This is a genomic window from Danxiaibacter flavus (assembly GCF_041060425.1).
Taxonomy (GTDB): Bacteria; Bacteroidota; Bacteroidia; order Chitinophagales; family Chitinophagaceae; genus Danxiaibacter; species Danxiaibacter flavus.
This window is the reverse complement of sequence record NZ_JAULBC010000002.1, coordinates 1011548-1030894: the sequence shown is the minus strand read 5'-3', so window position 1 is coordinate 1030894 and position 19347 is coordinate 1011548. Positions and strand designations below refer to the sequence as shown.

14 protein-coding genes are annotated in these 19347 nt (G+C 40.8%); 7 read left to right on the top strand and 7 right to left on the bottom strand.

Features of this window, described 5'->3' with window-relative positions:
• Window positions 1–255 precede the first annotated feature (255 nt).
• The 5 genes from QTN47_RS09790 to QTN47_RS09770 all read left to right on the top strand — a co-directional run bounded on the left by QTN47_RS09790 (window position 256) and on the right by QTN47_RS09770 (window position 7932).
• Window positions 256–1317, top strand: a complete 1062-nt coding sequence (locus QTN47_RS09790; protein ID WP_369329176.1) for an ADP-glyceromanno-heptose 6-epimerase — start codon at window positions 256–258, stop codon at window positions 1315–1317.
• Window positions 1318–1506: 189 nt separating this feature from the next.
• Window positions 1507–2307, top strand: coding sequence for a pyrroline-5-carboxylate reductase (gene proC, locus QTN47_RS09785; RefSeq protein ID WP_369329175.1), 801 nt, complete (start codon window positions 1507–1509; stop codon window positions 2305–2307).
• A gap of 622 nt (window positions 2308–2929) precedes the next feature.
• Window positions 2930–4045, top strand: a complete 1116-nt coding sequence (locus QTN47_RS09780) for a tetratricopeptide repeat protein (RefSeq protein WP_369329174.1) — start codon at window positions 2930–2932, stop codon at window positions 4043–4045.
• A gap of 178 nt (window positions 4046–4223) precedes the next feature.
• Entirely contained in the window at window positions 4224–6578 is a 2355-nt protein-coding gene (locus tag QTN47_RS09775; protein WP_369329173.1) for a TonB-dependent receptor, read from the top strand.
• Between the two features lie 274 nt (window positions 6579–6852).
• Window positions 6853–7932, top strand: a complete 1080-nt coding sequence (locus QTN47_RS09770) for a PepSY-associated TM helix domain-containing protein (protein WP_369329172.1) — start codon at window positions 6853–6855, stop codon at window positions 7930–7932.
• On the opposite strand, the gene QTN47_RS09765 is transcribed toward QTN47_RS09770, so the two are convergent.
• A complete protein-coding gene (locus QTN47_RS09765) occupies window positions 7919–8941 on the bottom strand; it encodes a hypothetical protein (protein WP_369329171.1) in 1023 nt (340 codons plus the stop codon). The two genes, QTN47_RS09770 and QTN47_RS09765, sit on opposite strands and share 14 nt — an antisense overlap.
• Before the next feature lie 67 nt (window positions 8942–9008).
• A complete protein-coding gene (locus QTN47_RS09760) occupies window positions 9009–9848 on the bottom strand; it encodes a dienelactone hydrolase family protein (RefSeq protein WP_369329170.1) in 840 nt (279 codons plus the stop codon).
• Window positions 9849–10236: 388 nt separating this feature from the next.
• Here QTN47_RS09760 and pyrG point away from each other — a divergent pair, with 388 nt between their 5' ends.
• Window positions 10237–11886, top strand: a complete 1650-nt coding sequence (pyrG, locus tag QTN47_RS09755) for a CTP synthase (protein WP_369329169.1) — start codon at window positions 10237–10239, stop codon at window positions 11884–11886.
• Window positions 11887–12285: 399 nt separating this feature from the next.
• Complete coding sequence (locus QTN47_RS09750; RefSeq protein WP_369329168.1) at window positions 12286–14508, top strand: cation:proton antiporter; 2223 nt, start codon at window positions 12286–12288, stop codon at window positions 14506–14508.
• Between the two features lie 177 nt (window positions 14509–14685).
• On the opposite strand, the gene xseB is transcribed toward QTN47_RS09750, so the two are convergent.
• From xseB to folK, 5 genes are all read right to left on the bottom strand, one after another.
• Window positions 14686–14892 carry an exodeoxyribonuclease VII small subunit gene (xseB, locus tag QTN47_RS09745; RefSeq protein WP_369329167.1) on the bottom strand — a complete coding sequence of 69 codons (207 nt, stop codon included), beginning with the start codon at window positions 14890–14892 and terminating at the stop codon, window positions 14686–14688.
• A complete protein-coding gene (gene xseA / locus QTN47_RS09740) occupies window positions 14885–16357 on the bottom strand; it encodes an exodeoxyribonuclease VII large subunit (RefSeq protein ID WP_369329166.1) in 1473 nt (490 codons plus the stop codon). The genes xseB and xseA overlap by 8 nt, the downstream gene beginning before the upstream one ends.
• Window positions 16358–16565: 208 nt before the next feature.
• Entirely contained in the window at window positions 16566–17825 is a 1260-nt protein-coding gene (locus QTN47_RS09735) for an MFS transporter (protein WP_369329165.1), read from the bottom strand.
• A 350-nt stretch (window positions 17826–18175) separates the two neighbouring features.
• On the bottom strand, window positions 18176–18808 hold the full coding sequence (locus QTN47_RS09730; protein ID WP_369329164.1) for a deoxynucleoside kinase: 633 nt from the start codon (window positions 18806–18808) through the stop codon (window positions 18176–18178).
• A 41-nt stretch (window positions 18809–18849) separates the two neighbouring features.
• Window positions 18850–19329: a 2-amino-4-hydroxy-6-hydroxymethyldihydropteridine diphosphokinase gene (gene folK, locus QTN47_RS09725; RefSeq protein WP_369329163.1), complete on the bottom strand. Its 480-nt coding sequence runs from the start codon at window positions 19327–19329 to the stop codon at window positions 18850–18852.
• Window positions 19330–19347: the final 18 nt, after the last annotated feature.

The window sequence follows — 19347 nt, the reverse complement described above, 5'->3', positions numbered from 1 at the left end:
GGAGTGAGGTATCAGGTATCAGGTTTCAGGTGCCAGGTTTTTATGATGCCTCGTCTCTTATGTAGATGATAATTATATTAGAAGATTTATAGATAAAAGATCGCCGGCGAAGCCGGCGATCTTTTTTTTGTGCGTACCTGAAATGAATTTGCAAAATCAAAACTGAACAGCTGCTGATAGCTCATAGCTGACAGCTGATAGCTAAAAAAGCGCCAGCTTTTTGTTACATTTGTTGCCATTAAAATCGAAAAACGCATGTCGCAGCAAAATGAGTTGTCTAAGCAAAGTTCCATTGTAGTTACGGGAGCCGCGGGATTTATTGGTAGTTGCATGGTGCAATACCTGAATGAGCAAGGTTATGAGAATCTTATTCTTGTTGATGATTTTGGAGTAGAAGCAAAGCGGGTAAACTGGGAATCAAAAATATATAGCCATATTATCGAGCGCCAAAGCTTTTTTGACTGGATTGAGCAAAACGATCCGCAAATTGATTATGTTTTTCACTTAGGTGCGCGTACAGATACTACTGAATTTAATTATGCCATTCACCAGGAACTGAATGTCGATTATAGCAAAAGCATTTGGAAATATTGCGCAGCAAAACAGGTTCCGTTAGTGTATGCTTCTTCTGCTGCAACTTATGGTGCAGGTGAACTGGGTTATGATGATGAGCACAGTATTATAGATAAGTTGCATCCATTGAATCCTTATGGTGTTAGCAAAAACGAATTTGATAAGCTTGCGATCCTTCAGATACATACACCTCCGTTCTGGGCTGGATTGAAATTCTTTAATGTATATGGTCCTAATGAATATCACAAAGGCAGAATGGCCAGTGTAATATTTCATTCGGTAAACCAGATCAATAAAGAAGGGTATGTGAAGTTGTTCCGCAGCCACAAAAAAGAATTCCGTGATGGTGAGCAACTACGTGATTTTGTTTACGTGAAAGATGTCGTAAAAGTTATGTACTGGATGATGCAGCAAAGCCAGAAAGAAACGGAGAAACAACACAGCACAGCAGCAGGTGTATTTACTTCTTATACAAACAGCCTGAAAAGCGGCATGTATAACCTGGGTGCAGGAAAGGCAAGAAGTTTTAATGATCTTGTAAAATCAACATTTAAGGGACTTGATCTGCAACCAAAGATCGAGTACATCGATATGCCTGAAGATATCCGCGACAAATATCAATATTACACAGAAGCAAATATGCAGAAGCTGATCAGCGCCGGATATACAGAACCTTTCTATTCACTGGAAGAAGGCGTGGATGATTATGTTCGCAACTATTTAAAAGAAGGAAAAATCTGGTAGATCCGGCAAGTACGAAGTACGAATTAAGAAGTACGAATTAAGAAGTACGAATTAAGACGTACGAATTAAGAAGTACGAAGCGCATTGATTATTCAGGAAATCATGGGAATACATTTTACACATTGTCTGTTCTAAAGTTTTGAGCTTTAGGCTTTGGGCTTTAAGCTTAGAACTTTTAAAATTCTGTTTATGAGCAAAAAAATAGCCATCATCGGCGGCGGGAATTTAGGTTCAGCAATAGCTGAGGGATTGATCAACAGCGGTTTTACAAAACCTGAAAATATTGTCATAACCAAAAGAAACATCGTTACGCTACAACCGCTGGAGGAAAAAGGCGTAATGGTAACCAATGACAATAAGAAAGCAGTTGAGTTTGCAGATTATGTTATTCTCGCAGTGAAGCCCTTTCAGATAAAAGAGATCCTCGAATATTTGAAACCATCTCTTGATCCCAAAAAGCATGTACTGGTAAGCGTTATTACAGGCATATGGGTGAAGGATATCAAAGAGATCCTTGGTGAGGAATTTACTTTGTTCCGCGCCATGCCAAATACCGCTATAGCTATACAGCAAAGCATCACCTGCATTTGTAAACACAACGCCAACGAAGAGCAGATAAAATTTGTAGGAGATCTGTTCAACCAGCTTGGCAAGACTGTTTTCATCGAAGAAAAATTAATGGACGCGGCAACCGTGTTGGGCGCATGTGGTACAGCCTATGCCATGCGTTATATACGCGCCAACATACAAGGGGGTATTGAAATAGGATTTGATGCAGCTACTGCCTCGTTAATTGCGGCGCAGACTGTTAAAGGCGCTGCAGAATTATTGCTTACCAAGCACACACATCCGGAACAGGAAATTGATAAAGTAACAACACCCAAAGGATGCACTATCGCTGGTCTCAACGAAATGGAGCACCAGGGCTTCAGCTCTTCACTGATCAAAGGTGTAGTTACAAGTTATAAGAAGATTGTGACTGATATGTAGGGAAAGCTTAAAGCCTAAAGCTCAAAGCTTAAAACCTCGTGCATTGGAAAAGTTATTCTGTTATTTAATATGCCGCGCAGCCAAAAGCCGCGCGGTTTTTATTTTGATATAGAATGTCGTTTTGTTTGCGCCGCGTTTTCAACTTTGGGATATTTTGTATGTCGTGCAAATTACAGACTTGGCCACAATGATGTTTTTTCATTGCCGTTCCGCTTTAGCGAACGGTAAATGGAAATCTTTTAAAATGGCTTTAGCCACCCTGTTCTGGTTTTGGGCTAAAGCCTGATGAAAAGATCAATCCCAGTCGGTCGGCTAAAGCACGACGGCAATGAATAGAAATCAATCTGCCTCCAATAAATGACAGCTGGGATCTATCTATAGCTTGTAGGGCTTAAATATCAATCGAAAACGGATCAATGCTATTTTCTTATTGTCCCGTAGTACATTAACCTTTGACTGCAGCGCCAAACGGCCCGTTTTTTGTTTAATGATGGCGTCTTCGGATGTTTTATGAAAGCAGTTTAAAGGCTTAAAAAATAAAGTTATTGACCGGGGATTTTTAGCAAAAAACTAAAACTGCCGTAACTTATCGCCAACTAATATTATAATATCTTTACCTGTGATGAAAATATACTTAACTATTGTACTTGCGATCCTATGCCATCTGGGTTTTTCACAGGTTGCCAAAAAAGACTCTGTTCTTCTTGCTATGGAGGAGGCTATTAAAACAAATCCTCAAAAGGCTGATTTATACATAGAAAGAGCTAACATGAAACGTAGTGCAGGTGATAATGCAGGTGCGGCAACAGATTACTTTAAAGCAATAGAATTAGAACCGAATAATTCAAAAGCCTACGTAGAGTATGCCCGGCTTAATATTAGCCAGAATAACATGCAGGCTGCTGTGTTTGCGTTAAACAAAGCGATCGAAGTTAATCCGCAAAATCCGCAGCCTTATGTTGAATTGTCAAAACTTAACTTTCGCCAGCGGCAGATCAATGATGCGTTGAATAATGCAAGCAAGGCTATAGAGTTGGATGCCAACAATTTTGAAGCCTACATGGCGCGTGGAGATGTCTATTCAATGATGAATAAAAATACAGAAGCGTTAACCGATTATAATAAAGCAATTTCTCTTGGTAAGAGTAAATTGGCCAACGATTCCGCGATGGCTGCAGGGGTATATTTTAACATGGCTCAATGTAAAATGCGCCTGACGAAACCTGCAGAAGCATTGCCTTTTATCAACAAGGCCATAGAGCTTGGTTCAAACAGCAAGGATATTAATACAGCTGCATTGTACAACATGCGCGGAAATATTTACCAGGATCAACGCAAGTTTCAACAAGCCATAAACGATTTTAATAAAAGCATCAATCTTAACCCAAATTATCCCTATGCTTATTTAAGTCGTGCTATTGCAAAAGTTAACATGGCAGAAAATCAAAACGCAAAAGCGTATTCGCCCAAAACAGGCGGCCCGGCTGCTTTCATTAATTTAAGTCCACAGAATAACCTGATTGCAAATAAAGAACATTCTTCCACGATCGCCTCGGCATTAAAAGATTGCGATAAAGCAATTGAAATGGATCCTAATATGGCATCGGCATATTATATCCGCGGTCAAATAAAACAGACCTTGAAGCAAAACGATTTTTGCGAGGATTTGCTTAAGGCGCAGTCTCTTGGCATAGAAGTGCAAAAAGATCTTCTGAAAAAATGTGCGGAAGCTAAATAACTATTTTATCTGAAAAAAAATGTCAGACGTAATCAAATTATTCCATACATTACGGGTTGATTGATAGGAGCTAATTTTAATCATTCTCAATCGGAATCTTTCTAAACCAAGTTTTTCCCGATTATGCAAATACAGGAATTTGCGTCGGTTTACCTTCGCGGCCGAAAATTTGGACCTGATGAGATTTCTTCGTGTTGCTACATTGACCGCATTTGTTTTTGCTATAAGCAGCTCTTTCGCACAGACTATAAAGGGTAAAATATCTGGTACTGATCATCAATCATTAAGTGGAATTAATGTTCAGGTAGATAAGACATTTTTAGGAACTGTCTCCGACCAAAATGGCTTTTATCAGCTTAATAACATAAAGCCGGGTACGTATACAATTATAGCAAGTGGAGTGGGGCATGAGTCGTCCCAACAAACTATAACTCTCGAAGCGAACGAAGTAAAGGAAATCAATTTCATTCTTAAACCTTCTATAAGCAATTTAAAAGAAGTAACTATCACCGCAAGCCGCAGGGCTGAAATGGTGGATCGTACACCAGCTTCGGTACAAGTTCTCGGAGCCAAAGAATTGGCAAACCAATCCATCGTTTCTCCCAACCTGTCTGCCATGCTTGCGAATGCTGTTCCTTCACTGGCATTTGGCACAAATACCACAAGTAATACAGGACAAACACTGCGTGGAAGAAACCCGTTAATACTGGTCGATGGAATTCCACAATCAACACCTTTACGCAACGGTACAAGAGACATCAGGACAATAGACCCTTCAGTAATTGAACGTATCGAAGTGGTAAAAGGCGCTACTTCTATTTACGGAAACGGTGGAGACGGCGGTGTTATTAACTATATCACTAAAAAGCCACAAACATCAAAACCTTTCGCAGCTTATAGCTACCTGGCAAATACAGGAATGCCATTTCATTCTGACAAAACTATGGGTGGCCGTTTTGTTCAGCAATTCAGCGGGCGCCTGGATAAGTTTGATTATGTTGTTTCCGGCAGTTATGAACACACCGGTGTTTACAAAAGTGGTGATGGAGAAGTGATATCCCCTACTTATGGTTTGGGTGAAACGGATATGTACAACGCGTATGCAAAGCTTGGATATAACATCAATTCAAAACAACGCATTGAAGGGATGTACAATTATTACGGTTCTGAGCAAAAGACAGATTATGTAGTTCAGACCGGTAAATATGGTTCAATTCCAACCATAGGCGTACCGGGCAAAGTATTAGGCGAGCCGGGTGGAACTAGATATAATCACAATGCCTATGTTAAATACATGGCGAAAGATCTGTTCGCAAAATCCTCCCTGGAAGCAAGTGCTTATCTACAGAGTTTTTATACCATTTATGGTTATGAGCCTACGTACTTCGAGAACGGCGGACAATCAACCATTCAGTCAAATAAAAAAGGCGCACGCGTTTTCTTAAACACACCATTCAACATCAACAAATGGATAAAGGGTGATGTTGTTTACGGACTCGATCTTCTGAATGATAAGACAGGCCAGCCCCTGGTTGATGGGCGTGTTTGGGTTCCTGACATGAGCATGGTGAATCTTGCTCCATATGCACAGGCAAATGTTACGTTGTGGAATGACTGGATTGTGCGTTTGGGTTATCGTTATGATAATATCAATATCGACATTCCGGATTTTACGCAGGTTAAGGTATTGAACAGCACAACCGGAGGATATATCGGCGGACAAACCATAAAAGGTGGAAAGCTTTCTTTCAATGCATCAAGCTTTAACGCCGGATTACGTTATTCAAAGTATGAATTCTTCAAGCCATTCATCAGTTTCTCACAAGGCTTTAGCATGGTTGATATAGGCAGATATGTTCGTTCCGCCAAAGAAGACAATATTTCCAAAATGCAGATTCAACCGGTTAAGGTGAATAACTACGAAGCAGGCTTCAGCAGCAATTTTGGATGGCTTCAATTCACCGGAGCATATTTCATCAGTACAAACAAAATCGGCACTTCGCTGGTTCAGGACAGCACCGGCTGGCTTACACAGCAAACAGCGCCTGAAAAAACTTACGGCTATGAACTATCTATTGATGTGACGCCTATTCCCCAGGTAGGTTTTGGAGGTTCTTATACTTATGTTGAGGGCAAGGCTGATAAAAACAACAATAACCACTTTAATGATAAGGAAGATATTTACCTGATAGGCAGTAAAATCTCTCCACCCAAAGCCAGCGCTTATATCCGTTATGCTCCGGTGCAATCAGTAAGCCTGTATACACAGTGGGTTTATTTTGGTGACCGCCAGCGTTTTGCTCCGAAAAGCAATGGAAAATATAACAATGGAGAAGCTCCTGTCAACGGCGTTGGTATATTAAACTTCACCGGTAGCTGGCAAATCAGTCAACGGTTTAAACTCAGCCTTGGAGTTGAGAATCTGCTGAATACCGATTACTTCTCACCAATTGCACAATGGTCAGGTATGGATAATGACTATACCAAAGCAAATGGGATGCGGTATCAGTTGGGAGTGGGGATTAATTGGTAGGGAGCAATGTACGATGTGAAGCAATGTACGATGTTAGAAGTACGATGTACGATGTGAGTGAAAGTACGAATTACGAAGTACGAAGTACGTTAGGTGAAGCAACCTAAGTATTTATAAGCTCGTTGAAATTTAAAATTAAGCAAGTACGAAGAGATGCAACCTGATCGCATCAACGTACTTCGTACTTCGTAATTCGTACTTTGCATCTCTTACTTTGCAACTCCTGCTTATTTTTGTTTTTTGAATTTTTACTTTTGACTTTTGATTTCTCCTCATGTCGCGAAAACACAAAATGTATTTTTTCGTGCACCATTGGTGCGGATTACTGGTAGGGTTGTTCCTGTTATTGATGAGTATAACGGGGGCAACTCTTGTGTTTAGCGATGAACTGAATCACCGCGAAATAAAACCATTTCTTGCTGTTGATAATCCTTCGGGAGAAGTTCATATTGATGCATCTTTTAAAGACATACAGCAACAATATCCCGGCTGGGAGCTTCGCATTTACGAATGGCCAAAAGCCAATGAGGCGCTGGTATATGAACTAAGAAAAAAAGAAGACAGGATGCGCTTGTTTGTTCATCCTGTAACCGGCGCTATTACACATGTCGTTAAAGATGCCAACAATTCATTGCAACGGCGCTTGTTGCTGATGCATTATACATTGTTTTCGGGAACTACCGGAAAGATTATCATTTGCGTTGTAAGTGTTGTGTTTTTCCTGTCTTTATTATCCGGACTTTTCTTATACAGGCGGTCCATTTTAAAAGTATTGTCATTCAAAACAAAAATCCACTCACAAACACCGAGGGCATTCTTTTCTTCTCTTCACCGGGTAATTGGTGTCTGGTCGTTGCTCTGGAACTTACTGATCGTTGTTACAGGTTTTTCTTTGAGTTACAATATTGTAATGAATGCCATTAAGCCTGTAGCAAAGAAAACCGCCTCCGCAAAGAAAACAGCGTCTGTAACATCTCTCGATACCATTGTAAATAATGTTCATGCCACTTATCCGGAATTGGACGTCCACATGATCCGCGTGCCCGCTAATGCCGGTACCGTTGTTGTTAGGGGAAGTATGAAAAATGATCCTTCTTTTAGCGGAGAATACGCCAACACATTGCAGTACAACGGACAATCCTTTATGCTGGAAAAAAAGCAGTGGTTCAAATCAGCTGCATTTGGAGACAAATGGACATCCATTATTGGTCCGCTTCATTTTGGAAACTACGGCGGAATTTTGTTGAAAGTATTTTACGCATTGATGGGCTTAATCCCCGGATTACTGGCTGTTTCGGGGTTTGTGATTTGGAGGTATAGAAAAAGAAAGGTCCATTCTGTCAGTTTAGCATAAACTCATCTTCATCCATTTGTAAAGAGAAAAGGTGAGTGAATTGCACATTCTCTTGCCATACTGGGACGATAAGATGAAAGCCTTTTTCTTTTTTGATTAAAGGGATTAATTTGTTGGCATACAAGAACGAAAAATTTTTTTTATCGCTGCAAATAATTACACCGGGGGCCAGTGTATTAATAATGTCTCCATTGCTATCGAATAAAAACACTGTATTCTTTTTTCCTGTTTCCAAACTAAAGGAGTCAATAGATGGTCTGTTAGCCCGAAACTCTAACATGTTTTTGTAAACCCCTCTGCGATATATTGTATCTGTCAAAATTCTGATCTCATTTTTAGAATATCTCTTATTTATATCTTCGTCGGTATATGCCTTTCTGTTAAAAATTGTTGCTTCGTTTGCTTTTGCCCATTTATCCGCCAGGCAATCCATTAGCTTTTTTGTCAAACGATAAACAGCACTTGTATCACCTGTTGAGGTTTCAAACAAGGATGTGTCGATTCTCGTCGCAGGATACTGATATCCGTTTTTTCTGTAATAGCATTCTATTTCAGACCTGATTTCCAGATTTTGATCTCCTTGAAATTGAGGGAAACTCGTTAAGGTGTCCTTTCCGCGGACTCTAAATTTCTTTATATAACAAACAATTTCTGTGTTATTTTTTGTAAGACTTTGACTATAATGGTTATTGCAATAACCCGTAAGACTGTGAGCCAAACCTCCGGAGAGGCTGATCATACTGTTTTGCCCTATAGAAAAAATCGTCAGCCATTGAATCAGTTGCCCATAATTGCCAATTGATGAAGTATCTGTGCGTACGTCAGCAAAACTGATTTTTTCGAATGAAAAAGTTCTTCGTTCTGTACTTTTTGAGTCAATGCCCAGTGTTAAGTACTTAGTTTTTATTTTACTTATATACGCGGCATCTTTTTTTCTCTCTTTATACTGACCGGCAGCCATTTTACACGAGAAACCAATAATAAGGATGAACAGCGTACAGATTTTCATGACCGCGAAAATAGTGTATGCAAAAGAATCTGCACATCACAATTGTATAATATCGGCTGTCGTTTGTTTATTTCATCCTTTCCTGTATAAAAGCTATTGCCTTTTTATGTGCATCTTCGGTAGCCTCTTTATTATGGCTTGGATTGCTTGGATTTGCAAAACCATGACCGGCTTCATAGCGGTTTACATTTAGTTTCTTACCGGCAGCGGCAGCATCTTTTACAAACTGATCCACCATTTCGGGACTGGGGAATTTATCAAGATTGCCAAAAAATCCAATGATATCACAGTTCAGCGTTTTCAGGCGATTCACATCTTTTTCCGGCTGTCCATAATACATAATGCATCCCACCGCCTGTTTGCCTCCTTCAATTGCAGTTTGCAAGCTCCATCCTCCGCCAAAACACCATCCTAACGTAAATACCTTTGCGTTAGCTCCAACATAACCGTATGCTCCTTTAATAATATTCAATGCCCTGGTTGTAGTAAGGGCCTGCATGTATTTGACTGCACTGTCGCGGCCGGTTGCAACCTTATTATCATACAGATCAAGTGCAAGCACGTTTATGCCCAGTTCATTGCTTAGGTTTTCTGCCTCCTGTTTAATGTAGTCGTTTAATCCATACCATTCATGAATAACAAAGAGGTAATAGTTGGTGGCTTTGTCGGCTTTTATTTCAAAGGCATGTGCGTTCATGCCATCGGCAGTCTTATAATTAATGTCCTTCCCTTTGGGACTAACATAGGTAAAGGGTAGAGGATCCTCATGCGACATCGTAAATTCTTTGTTAGAACCATTGAGCGCATAAAGCTCGGTTGCCGAAGGCTGGCAGCAATTGTCCATATGCTGCGCAGATAGTTGCAGGGTAATCATTATCGCAAGCAAAAAAAGGGTGGATCTTTTCATGATTTATTTTTTGTATTAATGATTTTGTGAAAATGTTCAACAATGTTGATCCGGATTAAGGCGCCAAGAGATTTGTATGTACAACTTACAAAAATTTTATGGTGATTTTGTGCACAAGTTGCCAAACATTCAAAAGCCAAGTTTTTTTTGAAATAAAAATTGGCGTAGCTTTGCATGACCACTGATAATTATTCTTTGCTACTGACTATCCTTTTAAACTGGCAGATGTTTTTGAAGGCGTATAATTAACGTTCAGTAAAGAATTAAATCGTTGAAGGCATAGTCCGGTTAGCGGTTCGGCAGGCATCAAGCCATTAGCAATTCAGCCAGGTCAAAATAATATTTAAGATTCAGGAATTTAAATAGTTTAATAATTAACCATATTATTATGGCCAAGTACATTTTTGTTACCGGTGGTGTAACTAGCAGTTTAGGAAAAGGAATTATAGCAGCATCGCTGGCAAAACTTCTTCAGGCAAGGGGCTTTAAAGTTACCATTCAAAAGTTTGACCCCTATATTAACGTTGACCCCGGAACACTTAACCCATATGAACATGGCGAGTGTTATGTAACTGAAGATGGTGCAGAAACCGATCTTGACCTTGGCCACTACGAACGTTTCCTTAATATATTTACTACACAGGCAAATAACGTAACTACTGGTAGAATCTATCAGACAGTTATTAATAAAGAAAGAGAAGGTGCTTTTTTAGGAAAAACCGTTCAGGTTGTTCCACATATTACCGATGAAATCAAACGCAGGATGTTGCTGTTGGGCAAAGATGGCAAATACGACATTGTGATCACAGAAATCGGTGGTACTGTTGGTGATATTGAAAGTCTTCCTTTTATTGAAGCAGTGCGTCAGCTGCAATGGGAACTGCCCGAAGAAGATGTCGTGGTGGTTCACCTGACATTAATTCCTTATTTACGTGCTGCAAAAGAATTAAAAACGAAACCTACACAGCACAGCGTGAAAATGCTGAGCGAAACAGGTGTGCATCCTGATATCATCGTGTGCAGAACTGAAGAGCCGTTGAGCAATGATATCAAGAGAAAAATTGCGCTGTTCTGTAATGTCAAGCAGCAGGCAGTAATTGAAGCGATGGATGCGCCAACTATTTATGAAGTTCCTTTGGCAATGTTGAGAGAGAAACTGGATATTATCTGTATGAAGAAGCTCAACATTACTGAATATAAAGAACCTGAACTGGAAAAATGGAAAGGCTTCCTGGATAAACTGAAATATCCGAAGAGCAAGGTGACCATCGGTTTGATTGGTAAATACGTTGAGCTTCAGGATGCTTACAAATCAATCCTGGAAAGCTTTGTGCATGCAGGTGCTATCAACGAAGTAAAAGTTCAGGTAGTTAATGTGCACAGTGAATTTATTACTGAGGAAAATGTTGCCGAGAAACTGGATGGTCTGGATGGCTTGTTGGTTGCTCCGGGCTTCGGTTTGAGAGGCATTGAAGGAAAGATTTTTGCAGTTAGGTACGCACGTGAAAACGGATTGCCATTCTTCGGTATTTGTCTGGGTATGCAGATGGCTGTAATTGAATTTGCAAGAAATGTACTCGGACTTGAGAATGCGCATTCTACCGAAATGGATGCAAAAACTGACAACGCTGTGATCAACATGATGGAAGAACAAAAGAAGATCAAGATGATGGGCGGTACCATGCGTTTAGGTTCTTATCCTTGCGAAATAAAAGATGGTACGCTTGCTTACGAGATTTACGGTTCCAACCAAATTACTGAAAGGCACCGTCACCGTTATGAATTTAACAACCAGTACCTGGAACAGTTTGAAGTAAATGGTATGGTTGCGAGCGGTATGAATCCTGAAACAGGATTGGTTGAGATTGTTGAGATTCCAAGTCACCCGTTCTTTATTGGCGTTCAATACCACCCTGAGCTGAAGAGCACTGTGGAAAGTCCGGCACCTTTGTTTGTAAGCTTTGTAGCTGCAGTTAAGAAATATAATGATCAGAGAACTTCTGTAAAGAATCCAAAACTGCAGAGTGAGATTATTTAAGTAGCTAAGTTTTGATCGATGATAAAAGCAGGTTTGATAATTTTTTCAGGCCTGCTTTTTTTTGCGCAAGTGCGCGGGAGGGGAAACCACGGAGGCAGGGCGGCACTGAAGAAACACGACGGGTTTGCCACAAAGTTGCGAAGGCGGAAAGAAGCACAAAAGGTTTTTTGAACCACAAAGGCACCAAGCACACTCGGCCACACAAAGAAAAAAATTAAGAAAGCGCTAAAGCGCATAAAGGCGCAAAGCCTTCTCTGTGGCACTCTATATCTTCTCTTGTATTTTCTCTGTGTAACCCAAAAGTCAATAAGCGTATGATTTACAATGCACGTCAGTTCTGAGCTTTAGGCTTTGGGCTTTAAGCTTTATACTTAATTCAGTATTTTTGAGCACATCCTTATGGCGCACATACCACAATTTATTAGAGACCTGGCACTGATACTTGGCGCTGCAGGTGTAATAACCCTTCTGTTCAAAAGATTAAAGCAGCCTGTTGTTTTGGGTTATATACTTGCAGGGCTATTGGTTGGTCCTAACTTTCATCTGTTCCCTACTATCTCAGACGTTGATGATATCCGGATCTGGGCAGATATAGGTGTTATTTTTTTACTCTTTGCGCTTGGCCTGGAATTCAGTTTTAAAAAATTGATACAGGTTGGCGGTAGCGCCGGAATTACCGGTATTGTGGAAATATCCTGCATGTTTTTACTCGGTTATGTAACCGGCAAGTTCTTGAAATGGCCACCTTTTGACTGCATTTTCCTGGGTGGAATAATTTCTATTTCATCTACAACCATCATCTTTCGTGCGCTGGATGAATTAGGACTGAAGTCCAAAAAGTTTGCAACACTGGTGCTGGGTGTGTTGGTCATTGAAGATCTTGTCGCAATATTATTATTGGTGCTGCTTTCAACAGTTGCAGTAAGCCGCGAGTTTGAAGGCATGCAGATGTTGTTCTCCCTTTTCAAACTGCTGTTCTTTTTAAGTCTTTGGTTTATCACAGGCGTTTTTATCCTGCCCACATTTATGAAAAAAGCGTCACGGTGGTTATCCAGCGAAACATTGCTGATCGTTTCGTTGGCATTATGTTTAGGAATGGCGTTACTGGCTGATGGTGTTGGATTTTCTACAGCACTTGGAGCTTTTCTGATGGGATCTTTATTAGCGGAGACTACACAGGCAGAAAGAATAGAGCATCTTGTGGCTTCGGTAAAGGACTTATTCGGAGCCATCTTTTTTGTATCTGTAGGCATGCTGATCAACCCTGCTTTGTTGAAACAATATGCATTGCCTGTGTTGTTATTGATTGTACTGGTTGTGATAGGTAAAACGGTATTTGTGAGTTTGGGTGCATTGCTGGCTGGTCAGCCTTTAAAACAATCCGTACAAGCCGGAACTAGTATGTCGCAGATAGGAGAGTTCTCGTTTATTATCGCCACACTCGGTGTATCGTTAAAAGTAACGAGCGACTATCTCTATCCTATTGCAGTTGGTGTTTCAGTGATAACAACTTTCACAACGCCATTTATGATGAAGCTGGCAGAACCTTTGCATAAGTTCATTGAGAAGATTTTGCCGGCCAAATGGGTTACCAATCTGAACAGGTATAGCTCTAACACCCAAACATTGCAGAGTGAAAGCGACTGGCAGAAAGTGGTTCGTTCTTACCTGCAGTTAATGTTGTCAAATGCAGTTATAATAATCGCATGCATTCTGCTGGCCTCTTATTACGTTGAGCCCTTTTTTGAAGAAAAATTCGGTAACATCCTGGTTGCAAAAATTTCTGCGGTAGTACTCACTTTGGCGATAACATCTCCTTTCATTTGGGCGCTGACTGCGAGAAAAATGCGCGGACTTGCCTATAAGGAGTTATGGCTCGACAGCAAGTATAACCATGGGGCACTGCTGTTGCTTGAGTTGGCAAGAAACTTTGTCGCTATTTTCTGTTGGGGATTTTTACTGAACCGTTTTTTCTCTTTTTATATTTCTGTAATAGGAACACTTATCGCAATGCCTATAGTACTTTTTCTTTTCAGACAGAAATTGGAAAAGTTTTATGGCCGCATCCAAACCCGTTTCCTGGACAATTTAAACAGGAAGGAAGAAAAACAAAGCACGCCTACTTTCTGGGATGCTCACATGGTGGAATTTGAAGTAAGTCCATACGCAGCTTACGCAGGCAGGTCTTTACAAGAGCTTGCCTGGCGCGAGAAATACGCCATCAATATCGCCTACATTCTTAGGGCTGATAAAACCATTCCGACGCCTTCACGATACGACAAACTCTTTCCTTACGACAAAATTGGTGTGGTGGCTACGGATCAGCAATTGCAAGTAATAAAACCTGTTATCGAAAACGATGATTTCGTTTCCGTCAGTGCAACGGACGAAGAAAAGGAAAACATTGGCCTGATGAGTATTGTCATTGATGAGCACACCCGCCTAAAAGGTCTCTCTATCCGCGAATCAGCCATACGCGAAAAAACCAACGGCCTTATCGTTGGTGTTGAGCGCAATAACCAACGTGTCTTAAATCCTTCAAGTGACACCATTTTTGAATGGGGTGATGTGGTCTGGCTGGTAGGGGATAAGCGGAAGATCAGGGAGAATTACGTGAGGTGAGGAGTGAGCTTAAAGCCTAAAGCTCAAAGCTTAAAGCTTAAAGCTGTTGGAGGTTGTAAGTTATAAGTTGTACGTTTTACGTTTATCAAAGCGAAGGAGCATGCGGTGCCTTTTTTTCTTACGATCTTACGATCTTACTATCTTACGTGTCTTACGTGTCTTACGTGTCTTACGGTCTTACGCGTCTTCACCTTCCAGTTCTTTCAAAATCTTATTTACATCTTCCTCTGTAGTGGTAAGTTTTTGTTTGCAGATTTTGATGAGCTGCGCGGCACGTTTTACTTTTTCAGAAAGTTCATCTACGGTAATTTCACCCTGTTCAATTTCGGTTACAATGGCCTGCAACTCTTCAAATGCTTGTGTATAATTTAGCTCATCATTCATTTTCTGCTTTTTTATCGGTTGAATGTACAATGCTAGTAATATTTCCGTTAAAAACCGTGGTAGTAATTTTATCACCCGGCTTTGCATCCGTAGCCTCCTTTATGGCCCTGCCATTTAACAGGGTTATGCTGTAACCTCTTCGCAGCACGTTTACCGGACTCATATTCGTAACATTTTTGTCGATGCTGGTAAGAGTTGCGTCTGCCTGTTTAAAAAGAATGCAAGTCTGTTGGTTTAATTTGTCTTTGTAACGATCAATGCCTGTTCTGCTTAGATTCAATTGGAAGTTGCTCTCTTTGTGAATGGCAACAGAAAGTTCCTTGATAGCTCTTTTTTCCGAAACAGTAACAATGATTGCACTTTTGAAAATATCCTGTCGCGCAGTCTTCAAAAAGCTCCTTTCTTCTTTAAATCTGAATGATGTATGATAAAGCAAAGAGCGGGAGAGCCCTTTCATTTCGTGCTGATTGGCTGATAAAAGCTTTTGCGTTAGCGAACGGAAAAGTTTGATCTCCGTTTGAAATTGCGTTTTATCATCAGCGATCATTCGCCTTGATCGTTCTACAACCTTGCGGGCAGCTTCCCGTACTGGCGTGGAGAAATTATGAAAGTGCTGAATAAGATATTCCGCCAGCTTTGTAGGCGTAATTGCATTGGCAAAAGAGATCATCTCGCTAACGGTTTCATTGGTTGAGTGACCAATACCGGTGATAACGGGAATGGGAAAAGTGGCTATTGCTTTCGCCAGTTTAAAATTGTTGTAACAGGACAGGCCAACATCGCCACCGCCGCCCCTTATGATCGCAACTACATCGAAATGACTAATCGCCTTTTTTATCTTTCTAAGCTGTGCAGTTATATCAGTTACTGCTTTATCACCTTGCAGAATTGCAGGAAACAACATGTAAAAGAATCTATATTCCCAGGGATTGTTATCAATCACATTCAGGAAATCAGCATAACCCTTACTTGTCTCAACTGAAATAATGGCAATCCTTTGCGGCAAAAGTGGAAATTGTAATTGCTTGTTTCTATCGTAAAGCCCTTCTTCTCTAAGCTTGTCAATTGTTTCCTGTTTTTCTTTTTCAAGGTCACCTAAAGTATAGCTGGGGTCGATATCCTGGATCCAGAGGGAGAGGCCGTACACCGGATCGAATGTTATCTTGGCAAGAAACAAGATCTTAATACCGTCTTTCAATGGCTCTTTTAAAACGCGTTGAAAATTGCCATCAATCCGGCGGTAATCTTCTTTCCACAAATACGATCTTAACTGGGCGATCACCTTCCCGTTATTCTTTTCAACAAGTTCAGGATAACAATGGCCGGAATGCCTGTAAAAGTTCAGCTTGTTCATTTCAGCCTTCACCCAAAATGACGTAGAGTAGCGTTCATTAAGTGTTTTTTCAACACTCTTCGCCACCTCCAGCAACGAAAACACTTTCTTGTCATTCACCTGCTCCGGCATCCGTTCATTTTATCCGGCCAAATTACAAAAAGCAATCAACAGTCTCTAACACTTCTCGTATAATGCTTGTTACCTATCGGTACAATAAATAATAATTTTTATTCTTTGCCCAGCTCCTCACGCCTCAAACCTTATGCCTCACACCTCAAACCTTCACACCTCTTCGCTCTAATCAACGTATCACGTATAACTTATAACGAATAACCCGCTAATACTCCATCTTCCTCAAACTCGGCGCTTTTATCCATGTAGTAACCACAACGAGCAACGTCATACATCCACCAAAAACTACTGAAGGAACAACGCCAAGCAATCTTGCAGCCAGGCCACTTTCAAACTGCCCAAGTTCGTTACTTGAGTTTACGAACATACTGTTTACGCTCATAACGCGTCCGCGCATGTTGTCTGGCGTCTTCAACTGTGTGATAGTACCACGTACCACAACGCTGATGCCGTCAACCATTCCGCCGATCATTAAGGCAAAGAAGGAAAGAACATAAATTTTAGAGAGACCGAAAATAATAATACAGGTTCCATAAGTAGCAACGGCAAACAACAAGGTGCGTCCCTGGTGTCTTCGCAATGGAAAGAGCGTGAGTAAAACAACTATGCAAATAGCGCCGATATCCGATGCGGCATTCAGCCAGCCAAAGCCGACGGGGCTTACTTTTAAAATATCCCTGGCATAAACCGGCACCATGGCTACTGCGCCTCCAAACAATACAGCAAACATATCCAGCGATATGGCACTTAAAAGTTCTTTTGTTTTAAAAACGAATTTAAGTCCTTCCTTAACGCTTTCCCATGTGCGCTGTTCACCTTTTTCATTCGAAGCTGGTTTGTGTTTTAGTTTAAACAGAAAGAAAAATGAAATAAGGATAAAACAACAGATGGCCGTCAACGCGCCCGATATACCGGTGTAGGCGATTAACAATCCGCCTACAGCATGTCCGGTTACGGAAGCTGATAACCATGCACCCTGGTTCCACGTGGTTGCGTTTTGCAAGATGTTTTTAGGAACAATAAAAGCTAAGATCACATTAAACACCGGCCCGGTAAATGCACGAAACACCCCGGTGAAAAAGACAACCACATAAATGCAGATAGCGATCCAGTGTGCTGACAAGTGTCTTCCAGTAAAGGGAGTCGATAAAAATAAAAGAGTAGCAGCACAAAGAAAGTACAGCAATACACCGCGTAGCAGCATAAATCTTTTCTCGCTTATATCAATCACATGGCCGGCATATAATGCGAGGGAAACGGCGGGAATAACTTCAGACAAACCAACCAGGCCAATGGCAAAAGGTTTATTGGTTAACAGATAAATCCACCAGCCTACAAGTGTGCCCATCATTCGAAGCCCCATTATAAAGGCGAAACGGCCAATCAAAAGATTTTTAAATTCTGGAATTCTTACTGAAACAAAAGGATCGTTTTTTACAACTGCGACATCATTATCTGTGCTCATGTTCAACTATTTTCCTGGCCGTTTTGCAGGGGATATTTTGTATGCGGCCGATTGTTGGCAAATGTATAAATAAAATTGGCTGCCACTTGTTAGCTATCGGTGGGAGGGGAGAGGTAAGAGGTGTGAGGTATCAGGTATCAGGTGTCAGGTGTCAGCTATTAGCTGTCAGCTTTTAGCAATCAGCAGGGGAGAAAAGTTACTCTGCACATGGAGGGGCTAATGTTAAAGAAAGCTGTTACACAGACGTACTTCGTACTTCAAACTTCGTACTTGAAACAACATCGTACACCGTACATCTAACATCTAACACCGTACATCGTACATGGTACATGGTACATCGTACATTAAAATCATGGTAACGAAATATAATGTCTTCCCTCATCATAATCCTTTTCCAGTGCGTCTAGTATAACCTGTACATGTTGGTCGTTGCCGAGGAAATCGGCATTTGCGGCGTCGACAAATAAGGTTTTTATGTTATGTTGTTTGATGTAGTGCGTGTATGTTTCCTGGATATTAAAGAGATATTCGTCGGGGATGTTTTGCTCATACGAGCGGTTTCTTTTCCTGATATTTCTTTGTAACCCAGCCACCGGGACATGCAGGTAAATCAATATATCCGGAAAGACAAGCTGCTGGTGAATGATATCAAACAGGCGCTGATAGAGCCTGAATTCATCATCCGGTAAATTGACTCTAGCAAAGAGAAGGCATTTTGTAAAAAGATAATCGGAAACAGTGATGCTTTTGAAAAGATCAGTTGTGTGAATCATTTCTTTAAGCTGCTTAAAACGCTCCGCCATAAAAAACAGCTCGAGCGGAAAAGCAAACTGCTTGGGATTTTCATAAAATTTTGGAAGGAACGGATTATCGGCAAACTCTTCCAAAACCAGTCTGGCATTCAGTTTCCTGGCAAGTAAATGTGCCAGGGTTGTTTTGCCCGCGCCAATGTTTCCTTCTATTGTTATAAACTGGTACTTCATTGTGTTCAAACCAAAATTAAAAACCGCCGCCAAAAAGGTTATCAAATTTTATACACATTCAGGGGGTCCTTACATTCCTGCAATAATTCACTTATTGTTTTGTTTAGCACAGGATGTACAAGGTCGGGAGCAATTTCGTTCAAGGGTGTTAATGCAAATTTTCTTTCCGGCAAAAAAGGGTGCGGAACGGTTAACAGGGGTGTATTAATGATAAGGTCATCGATCAAAAGAATGTCTATATCGATAATGCGCGGTCCCATTTTTATGGTTCGTATTCTGCCCATTTGTTCTTCAATGGCAAGAATTTGCTTCATTAAGGCTTCCGGTTCAAGAGCGGTATCAATACAGATCACCTGGTTGTAGAAGGATTCCTGGTCTTCCAGTCCCCAGGCAGCAGTTTCATAAACGCCGGATAAATGCACTATTTCACCGCAAAACTGCTCTATTAAATTTTGTGCCCTTGACAAATAATCCATTCTATTGCCTATATTGCCGCCTGTCAGCAGGTATGCTCTATTCATAAATTGTAGGAATAACAG